This window comes from Candidatus Desulfolinea nitratireducens (genome assembly GCF_982879505.1).
This window is the reverse complement of record NZ_CEYOSI010000139.1, coordinates 1-9,170: the sequence shown is the minus strand read 5'-3', so window position 1 is coordinate 9,170 and position 9,170 is coordinate 1. Positions and strand designations below refer to the sequence as shown.

The 9,170-nt window shown below is 44.9% G+C and carries 7 protein-coding genes; 4 read left to right on the top strand and 3 right to left on the bottom strand.

The window, feature by feature from the left end; all coding sequences use genetic code 11:
- Positions 1 to 162: 162 nt before the first annotated feature.
- Complete coding sequence (gene gyrB, locus AC3DOM_RS12165) at positions 163 to 2,073, bottom strand: DNA topoisomerase (ATP-hydrolyzing) subunit B (protein ID WP_487919317.1); 1,911 nt, start codon at positions 2,071 to 2,073, stop codon at positions 163 to 165.
- A gap of 16 nt (positions 2,074 to 2,089) precedes the next feature.
- Positions 2,090 to 3,088 carry a hypothetical protein gene (locus AC3DOM_RS12160; protein ID WP_487919316.1) on the bottom strand — a complete coding sequence of 333 codons (999 nt, stop codon included), beginning with the start codon at positions 3,086 to 3,088 and terminating at the stop codon, positions 2,090 to 2,092.
- Between the two features lie 142 nt (positions 3,089 to 3,230).
- On the opposite strand from AC3DOM_RS12160, the gene AC3DOM_RS12155 reads away from it, so the two are divergent.
- Both AC3DOM_RS12155 and AC3DOM_RS12150 read left to right on the top strand, forming a co-directional pair.
- On the top strand, positions 3,231 to 4,043 hold the full coding sequence (locus tag AC3DOM_RS12155) for a DUF5656 family protein (protein WP_487919315.1): 813 nt from the start codon (positions 3,231 to 3,233) through the stop codon (positions 4,041 to 4,043).
- Positions 4,044 to 4,159: 116 nt separating this feature from the next.
- Positions 4,160 to 4,834: a glycerol-3-phosphate acyltransferase gene (locus tag AC3DOM_RS12150; RefSeq protein ID WP_487919314.1), complete on the top strand. Its 675-nt coding sequence runs from the start codon at positions 4,160 to 4,162 to the stop codon at positions 4,832 to 4,834.
- A gap of 60 nt (positions 4,835 to 4,894) precedes the next feature.
- On the opposite strand, the gene AC3DOM_RS12145 is transcribed toward AC3DOM_RS12150, so the two are convergent.
- On the bottom strand, positions 4,895 to 5,752 hold the full coding sequence (locus AC3DOM_RS12145) for an MBL fold metallo-hydrolase (RefSeq protein WP_487919313.1): 858 nt from the start codon (positions 5,750 to 5,752) through the stop codon (positions 4,895 to 4,897).
- 266 nt (positions 5,753 to 6,018) lie between these two features.
- On the opposite strand from AC3DOM_RS12145, the gene tnpA reads away from it, so the two are divergent.
- A complete protein-coding gene (tnpA, locus tag AC3DOM_RS12140) occupies positions 6,019 to 7,614 on the top strand; it encodes an IS200/IS605 family transposase (RefSeq protein ID WP_487919312.1) in 1,596 nt (531 codons plus the stop codon).
- 87 nt (positions 7,615 to 7,701) lie between these two features.
- Positions 7,702 to 9,170: 5'-3' exonuclease H3TH domain-containing protein (locus tag AC3DOM_RS12135; protein WP_487919311.1), on the top strand; the 1,469-nt coding region annotated here is incomplete at its 3' end.

Sequence of the window (9,170 nt, the reverse complement as noted above, 5' to 3'; positions counted from 1 at the left end):
TGGGGTGGTCTTTTTCGATATCTTAACTCTACCCCTATTTATTGAGATGATACGATTTTACACTACAATAACTTCGGAAAAGATGGTTATTTCATAACAAAATCGGTCTGTTGACAGACCGATTTTGTTATTGGATGATTAGGGAAGGTTGATCTGGAAGGATCAAACGTCCAAATTGCGGACATCTTGCGCATGAGTTTGGATGAAACGCCGCCGAGGGGGGACAGCTGCTCCCATTAACATATCGAATGTGCGATCTGCCTCAGCTGCGTCTTCGATCGTGACAAGGAGCAGCGTTCGGTTTTCTGGATCCATCGTTGTATCCCAGAGTTGGGTTGGGTTCATCTCACCTAAACCTTTATAGCGTTGCAGCCCAACCTTATCGCCCTCATCTATAGTTTTCATAAATTGCTCTTTTTCGTCTTCGGTATAAACATAACGCAATTTTCGTTTGTGGGTGATGAGATAGAGCGGGGGTTGTGCGATATAAAGATGTCCAGCATCGATCAGTGGTTGCATATAGCGGAAGATAAAGGTCAGCAACAAAGTACGAATGTGACTTCCATCTACATCGGCATCCGTCATAATGATCACACGCCCATAGCGGAGGCCTTCCAGGTTAAAGCCGTCACCAATTCCTGTGCCCAGCGCAGAGATCAGGGCTTTTACTTCATTGTTCCCTAAAATCTTGTCCAAACGAGCGCGCTCCGTATTCAGGATTTTGCCGCGTAAGGGCAAAATCGCCTGGAAATGCCGATCACGACCCTGTTTGGCAGAACCGCCTGCCGAGTCACCCTCGACGATATACAATTCGGTTTTATTTGAATCTCGTTCAGAGCAGTCTGCCAATTTGCCGGGTAAGGTCAGACTTTCCAATGCTGATTTTCGGATGACGAGATCACGTGCCTTACGTGCCGCGCTGCGTGCACGTGCTGATGTGAGACATTTTTGGATAATCGCTTTTGCTGCCGATGGTGTTTCCTCCAAAAATGTGCTAAAAGCCTCTCCGATGACCTGCTGTGCATGGGTCTGCACTTCAGGATTCATCAACTTAACTTTTGTCTGACTCTCAAATTGGGGGTCAGGATGCTTAATGGAAACGATGGCAGTCAAACCTTCACGCGTATCGTCGCCAGAAAAATTGGGATCATTGCCCTTCAAGAGGTTATGTTTGCGAGCATAGTCGTTGATCACACGCGTTAGCGCCGAACGAAGACCAGTCAGGTGCGTACCACCATCGATGGTGTTGATCGTATTTGCAAAGGCATAGACAGATTCAGTGAAAGCATCAGTATACTGAATTGCTGCCTCCACACTAATATTTTCGATGGTTTTTTCAACATAAACGACTTTATGTAGCCCAATCTTATGGCGATTCATATACCGTACAAATGATGTGATGCCGCCTTCAAAATAAAAGGTTAGTTCTCTGTCGGTGCGCTCGTCTACAAAGCGGATCTTTACTCCACGCGTCACAAATGCCATTTCACGGAAGCGGTGGACCAACGTCTCAAAACGATAGCTGAGATCGCCAACGAAGATTGTCGGATCGAACTTGAACTTTACATTTGTTCCCGTTTCAGTGGCTTTGGCTTTGCCAATCACTTTTATATCCGCTTGTGGAATACCGCGCTCATAACGTTGGAAATGAACTTTTCCGTTGCGTTTGATTTCAACTTCGCACCATTCCGAAAGTGCGTTCACTGCGCTCACGCCGACACCATGCAAACCACCGGAAACTTTATACCCGCTCCCGCCAAATTTACCGCCCGCGTGGAGTTTGGTCATGACCACTTCCAAAGCCGACATGCCTGTTTGTTTGTGAATATCGACGGGGATTCCGCGTCCATTATCATACACAGAGACACTTTCATCTGAGTGAATGGTGATATCGATCTCATCACAAGACCCAGCCAGGGCTTCGTCAATTGCATTATCAACAACCTCGTAAACGAGGTGATGCAAGGCTTTAATATCTGTCCCGCCGACATACATCCCCGGGCGGCGACGAACTGCTTCTAAACCTTCTAAAACCTGTATATCTTTTGCTTTATATGATTTTTCTTGAGCCACAAAAACCTCCGTAGGGCTAAGCTTGCGCTGATGTTGCTTTTGAGTTGATTTTTTCTAAAAGCAACTCGAGCCAGATGTTCATATCACGATAATAAATAAAGCTGGCAGCCAGGGCTGATGTTGTGATGAAGGCATGTCCTAAAACGCCGACAAGCATCATCCATGAATTATCAGATGGCGTCAGCCAAAGAATATTGAATCCCTGGCTGAGAACCAAAACACTAATAACGAAAAAGCTGCTGGTAGGCAGCGTAAAACGAGAAAGGTGAAAACTGCTAAGAACGGATCGGATCAAATTTTCTTTTTTGGCAAATATTCCATGCGCTGAGAAGAAAAGAGGGACAATGATCCACATAGCGAAGAAAGCCAGAAAAAGTAGCGCAAATTGTGCCAGTCCGGCGTTGATCTGCATAAAAATTGCAAAAACGATCAGAAGCGGTATCCCAAGCATAGTTAGGATAATTGACAGGGAGACTGCCAGCAGAGTTGCCTGGAAAACAGTTTTGCTTGCCCAAAGTAGATTTTGTTCTTTATCTTGCAGGGCCACTTTTGCGACCCAGGTAAAGTAAATACTTCCCAATATCCATCCAAGTATTGTTAGTCCGGTAATCCACAAGAAAAAACTAAAACCAGAACCGACTTGATAAGAGACAGGCTCCCCAAGTGGTGTTAAAGCGGGGAATACCTGATTCATTAAACTGCTAATGCCGATTGGGAAGGTACGCAAAATACTAAACAAATTAATACCAAGAGAGGCCAATTCACCCAGAGATTCCTGAATGCGTTGAATTTCAGTTGCAGGGACAAGATTTTCTCGGGCAAGTTCGTCAAACATCGTGTGCACTATCCGAAGCAAATTCTCTACCCGCAAGTGAGGACCAAACCATAAAAATAGATCAAGAAGAACGGGAAAGAGAATAAGCCCAATATGATTGGCTGTGATATCAAAGCCCGATTTCAGGGAAGAAATTACACCTGGGGGAGGGGAGATTTTCTCGTCGTTTAGAAATTTCATAACCTGTCAATTTTACCATATTGGCCTGCTCTTGGCATCTTTCCAGGAGGCAGGTACAATGGAGGCACACCGATAAAAACAATATATTTACCGTAGAAGGACAAGTTGCCAATCCTTCCAATTATCAACTATCAGAATCCAAATGAATACAAATCGCTACCTTCCAGATACCAACCGAGTCAGTGTATTAACAGCAATTGTCTTACTGGCTTTTGCGCTTACACGTTTAATATCAACAACTGCGTATACTGTTGGTTTTCAGGCTTTTGGGAGAGTAATACGCTTTGACCTGGATTTGCGGCTTCTGATAATAATTCTGGCTTCAGGTCTGACGGCAAGTGGGATGGATTGGTTGTTACGTAGTCATCCAATGCTGGCCGGAAAACGTACGATTGAGCACTGGTTTGTGCCAATGCTGACCTCGCTGGTTTTGGGCGTCCCATTCTATTTGCTTCCCGATGGACCTCTGTGGTGGGTTGCCTTTGGTGCAGGTAGCATTCTTCTGGTTTTGGTCTTTTGGGCAGAATATGTAGTCGCTAGCCCCGGAGACACCAGCTATCCCTTGGCTATGGTTGTACTTATAGTGATTTCTTTTGCATTGTATTTAATTTTGGCACTAGCTTTGCGAAATGCGAATATCCGTTTATTTTTACAGGCTCCAGCACTTTTCATCGCCACTTTTTTCGTATGTTTGCGAACCCTGCATCTTCGACTTGGAGGACGTCGTGAGTTGGCCTGGTCTGCAGGGATTGCGCTCATTGGCATTCAGTTGGCCGCAGGACTACATTATTGGGCAATATCCCCCGTCCGTTATGGAATGTTTCTGCTAGGTTTGCTATATGCTCTGGTAAGCCTGACCGCCAGCCTCCTGGAAGGAATATCCCTTCGGAGAGCAGTCTTTGAACCTTCTGTGATGTTGATTTTGGTTTGGAGTGCAGGTATTTGGTTTGGATAAACGCTTATTTTCATTCAGAACCAAATTTATACTGCTTGTGCATATCGATTTTTATTAAGGAGTAACGCCTCGCGTTTATAGGTGTTACCATAGGCAGCTCACTTTTTGGAGGTAAAATGCATATTTTTCAAGGCATTCTAGTTGTATTTCTTGGGTATTTGATTGGTTCAATCCCTTTTGGCTTTTTAATTGTTAGATTGCGGACAGGAAAAGATGTGACACAAGTGGAAAGCGGTCGAACGGGTGGAACGAATGTGATGCGGGCAGCCGGTTTTTGGTATGGATTTGCCACTGGGATATTGGATATTCTAAAAGCCGCAAGCACCGTATGGATTGCCCGTAGTATTGGCGCAGGTGTCTGGGTAGAGGTTCTTGCTCCGACTGCTGCGATTATCGGTCATAATTACTCGATCTTTTTGCCAGAAAAAAAAGACGGGAAGATTCGTTTGCGTGGAGGTGCAGGTGGGGCTGCCACCGCAGGTGGTGCATTAGGTTTATGGGCACCATCCATACTGATCATTTTCCCAGTTGGTTTATTTATTTTTTTTGCTGTGGGTTATGCATCTGTAACGACAATGAGTGTGGCGTTAATCGCAATGGTAATTTTTATCATCCGCGCATGGCTGGGGCTATCTCCATGGCAATATATTCTATATGGTCTTCTGGCCGAAGTTTTACTAATCTGGGCATTGCGACCGAATATTAAACGCCTTATTGCAGGAGAAGAACGCTTACATGGTTGGCGAGCAAAAGGTAAGGTATGGGGGGAGGGGGAGACCAGGGGGGAATGATAAAGAAATGTTACATGAAATTAATTAAGCCCTTGAAGTATTTACTTCAAGGGCTTATTGTTATCTAGCTTGCTTTTTGTTCGCATCCACTTCTTTAAGAGCTGTATTATATGCGAATTCTAAGTTTTGCTTATGCAGCTCAGCCGCCAAGCCACCAAGATGGATCCGACTTTTCCCACATTTTTCCACATCCTGGCTTGCCAGAAAGTCCATCGGCGATTTTCTGCGAAGCGCGGTTCTTGCTGCTTTTTCAATTGCATTGAGGTAGTAAAGATTTTCGTTAATTGATGGTTCAACTTCGCCGCGCAATATGATCTCTCCATGTCCCTGAACGATATTCTCCAAAGACATTTCCCGGACATTTTCATAGAAAGCATACATATCTTCGATATTTCCGTCGGGAAGATAAGGAATAGGCATAAAAGCATCACCAGCAAAAAGAACCCGATCTTCAACCACTAATACGGCAATCCCATCTTCGCTGTGGCCAGGAGCGGGAATGATTTTTAAATGTTTCTTCCCAATTTGCAATAATAATTCACCATCATCAAGAGTCATGGTTGGCAAAATTATTTCAATCTGATGCAAAGCTGAATTTCTTTTTTTCGCATCATTTAGGGCAGGGATGCCGCGTTCATACAGCAGCTCACTGCATCGAGTGTGTGCAATGATGGTTGCGTCTGGAAAAAAACAATTTCCCCATGTATGATCAGCATGATAATGGGTATTGATGATATATCGAATACTGGTTTGAAGCTCCCTTTCAACAAAATCGCGAATTGCAATCGATTCTTCAGGAAGAGCCAAAGTATCTATTAATACAGCCCACTTGGGTCCTACAACAACCCCAGCTGTAACCTGTGCATAAACATTGCTTTGAAACCAATAAACATTATCAGATACGCGTTCGCGATGCATTAATAACCTCTCAAAATAGTTTCCCTATTGATAGCATAAACGGTACCTAAAAGTCAAGCCGAATTTCAAATTAGCCTGTAAAATTAACTTGTAATCATGTGTAAATATAAAATATCCCCCTATAGATTGACTTGCATCCTCGTCTTGAGCATGATAAACTTTTAGCCGAGATGAATCTCTCCTTGCTAGTAGTGACCCCTCAACCTAGGTTTGGTGAACTTCTTAGCCAAATCTTACTTAAAAAACTTTCTTGTGAAATCAAGATTGTGGATGATAAAGCGGCCGCTCTAGACGAAATACAGCGCCAGAACTTCACCCATGCATTAATAGATACGGATATTAAGAACGAAATTGTTCTTGACCTTGGGCAAATTTTGCGTGAAGCAAATGCTGATATTCGCCTTGTCATTATCTCTGACAGCCAAACGATCCCAACTTTTGAAGCACTCCGCCCCTGGAGCCTGCTGAGTAAACCCTTCGATATTCCAGATCTCCTTCGTATATTGGATGATGAAATTGAGCAAGAACATCCTTCCCTGCCAGAATCATCTAATGGTGAAGGCAAAAACCTGGTTGAAGATTCGGAGAGCCTTCCTTGGTTGCAGGATGTGAGCAAAGCTGCCCAACATCTTACTCGCCTAACACTTGAATCATCTGCTCAAGCCACACTGATTATTCGTAATCGAAAGATGTGGTCTTACGCAGGTCAACTTTTGGAATCTGCAACTTCTGAATTAGTTCAAGTTGTAAACGAAGATAAAAAAACCGGTGACCTGCTCAAGTTTCTCCGTCTTGATGCCACAAAGGCGGAGCATATGCTTTATGCAACCCAACTTGGCGAGAATATCAATCTTGCGATGGTTTTTGATGCGGAAACACCTTTCAGTGCGATTCGTCACCAGGCGACGCATTTGGCTGATTCCCTTGAATTTTCATTACAAGAGGCTACGCCCACGCTACCCTCTGAAAAATCTTCCTCTCAAAAGACCGAAACCGAAGACTTTCTTGACATCTTTGATTTTGAAGGCGAAGATGGAGATCTTTCCCAGTTCTCTAATATCTCGGATATATTGGAGAATATTCCCAACCCTAATCCTTTTAGTGCCTCTACAGAAGGTAAAACCAGCACCCTTCGCGAAGAATTGACCGCCAATGGTCAGATGCATTCTCCTAAAACAGAGACGCGCCCTTCAACACCAGTTAAAAATTCATCGGTATCACCCCGAAAATCTCCCCAGGTAACTTCCGGAAGAATGTTATTCCAGGATGAGGGGCCTAGAGAAGTTGATCTCGAGGCAACACAGGTTCAGGAATCACGATCTAAATATGATCTTGATCTTGAGGTGACCCGTGTTGGGAAAACCAACCGCCCTGAAACTCCATTACATAATCCAGGCTCCGATGAATTAGATGTAACACGCCCACATTCCCGTAGTAGAGCTGCCGGGCTTGTGAACCTTCAGCCTGCTTCTCCCGGCATGTACGATCTTACGTACGCCTGCTTGCTGATCCCACGGTTTGGTTCTCACCACCTAACTGGTGACCTTGCTGTACGTATATCAGAGTGGATTCCCAACATCTGCATCGCCTATGGTTGGCGGTTGGAATATATTTCAGTTCGGCCAGATTATTTGCAGTGGGTAGTCAATGTGCCCCCCTCATCATCTCCGGGTCATCTTATGCGCGTCATGCGCAAGCAAACCTCAGAGAAAATTTTCGAAGATTTTTTGCGTTTGAAAAAGGAAAATCCATCTGGCGATTTTTGGGCGCCAGGCTATCTGATTATGGGCGGTAGCCAACCACACCCCTCGAAACTGGTCAAAGATTATATCCAAAGTACGCGTGAACGTCAGGGTTCTTAATTCCCCTTTCGCCAAACACAAACTGAACATTTTATTTTCACGAATGGCGAAATTTTCGCCATTTTCTTTATCACAAAGATAATTGCTATGCCCCCAACTCTATATTTAATTGACGGTCATGCATTGGCCTACCGAGCTTATTTTGCTCTCAGTGGAGCAAATCCTGATCGTTGGCAAACATCTACCGGTGAACCAACAGCTGGGATATTTGGATTTGCAAGCGTACTTATGCGTCTACTTGAAAACGACAAGCCCGATTATATGGCTGTAGCTTTTGATGTAGGCAAAACCTTTCGGCATGAAATGTATCCCGAATATAAGGGTACTCGCGCTAAAATGCCCGACGACCTCCGTCCTCAAATTGAGCGTATTCGCCAACTTGTAGATAGCTTCAACCTTCCTCGGCTCGAAATGGATGGATACGAAGCCGACGATGTGCTGGGCAGCGTTGCTCGTCAGGCTGCTGAACAGGGACTTGGTGTAAAGATCATTACTGGAGATCGTGATTTGCTCCAACTGGTAAACGAACGGGTTATTGTCAACCTCCCTGGCCGTTCAATGAGCGACGCTCGTGATTATTATCCAGCAGATGTAGAAAAGAAGCTTGGTGTCCGCCCCGATCAGGTTGTGGATATGAAAGCTCTAATGGGGGATAGTTCAGATAATATCCCCGGCGTCTATGGGATTGGCGAGAAGACGGCGCAAAAATTACTTGCACAGTACGAAACCCTTGATGGCATTTATGCTCATCTGGATGAAATCCCGAAACGCTTCCAGTCCAAACTTGCTACCGATAAAGAGGCAGCCTATCTGAGCCAGGATTTGGCACGCATCCGCGTAGACCTGCCCGTACACCTTGATATTGAGCAATCCCGCACGGATCAACTTGATGCACCTGCGGTTACGGCGTTATTTCGCGACCTTGAGTTTCATTCTCTCATCAATCGTCTCAACAAGCTGACGGATACCGCCGCTCCACCTGCTGCAGAGGGTCAACTTTCCCTCTTTAGTCGGGCGGATGCACCTGTCATCTCCTCGCCGAAAGAATCTGTTTCGATCACCACGCAAATTGTGGACACGGCTGAAGGATTGGCTGATTTGGCGAAAAAACTCCAACAGTCAGAGATGATCGCGCTGGATACGGAAACTACATCCACTGATGAGATGCAGGCTGAGTTGGTCGGTATTTCGCTTGCGTACAAAACAGGTGAAGGTTTCTATATCCCAACCGGTCATAAAAAGGGAAAACAGCTTCCGCTCGAAGATGTACTGGAAGCATTACGCCCATCGTTAATAAACCCAAAAATTCAGAAAATTGGGCATAATTTGAAATACGATATTATTTTGCTGGCGCGTAATGGTTTGCATGTAATGCCACATTCTTTTGACACGATGATTGCCGAGTGGTTGCTTGATCCGGCTTCTCGCAGCCTTGGTTTGAAAAAGCTCGCTTTTGTGCGTTTGGGTGAGCAAATGATCGAGATAGAAGAATTGATCGGCACAGGAAAAAAGCAGATCAGCATGGCCGATGTCGCTATTGAGAAGGCTGCCCCATA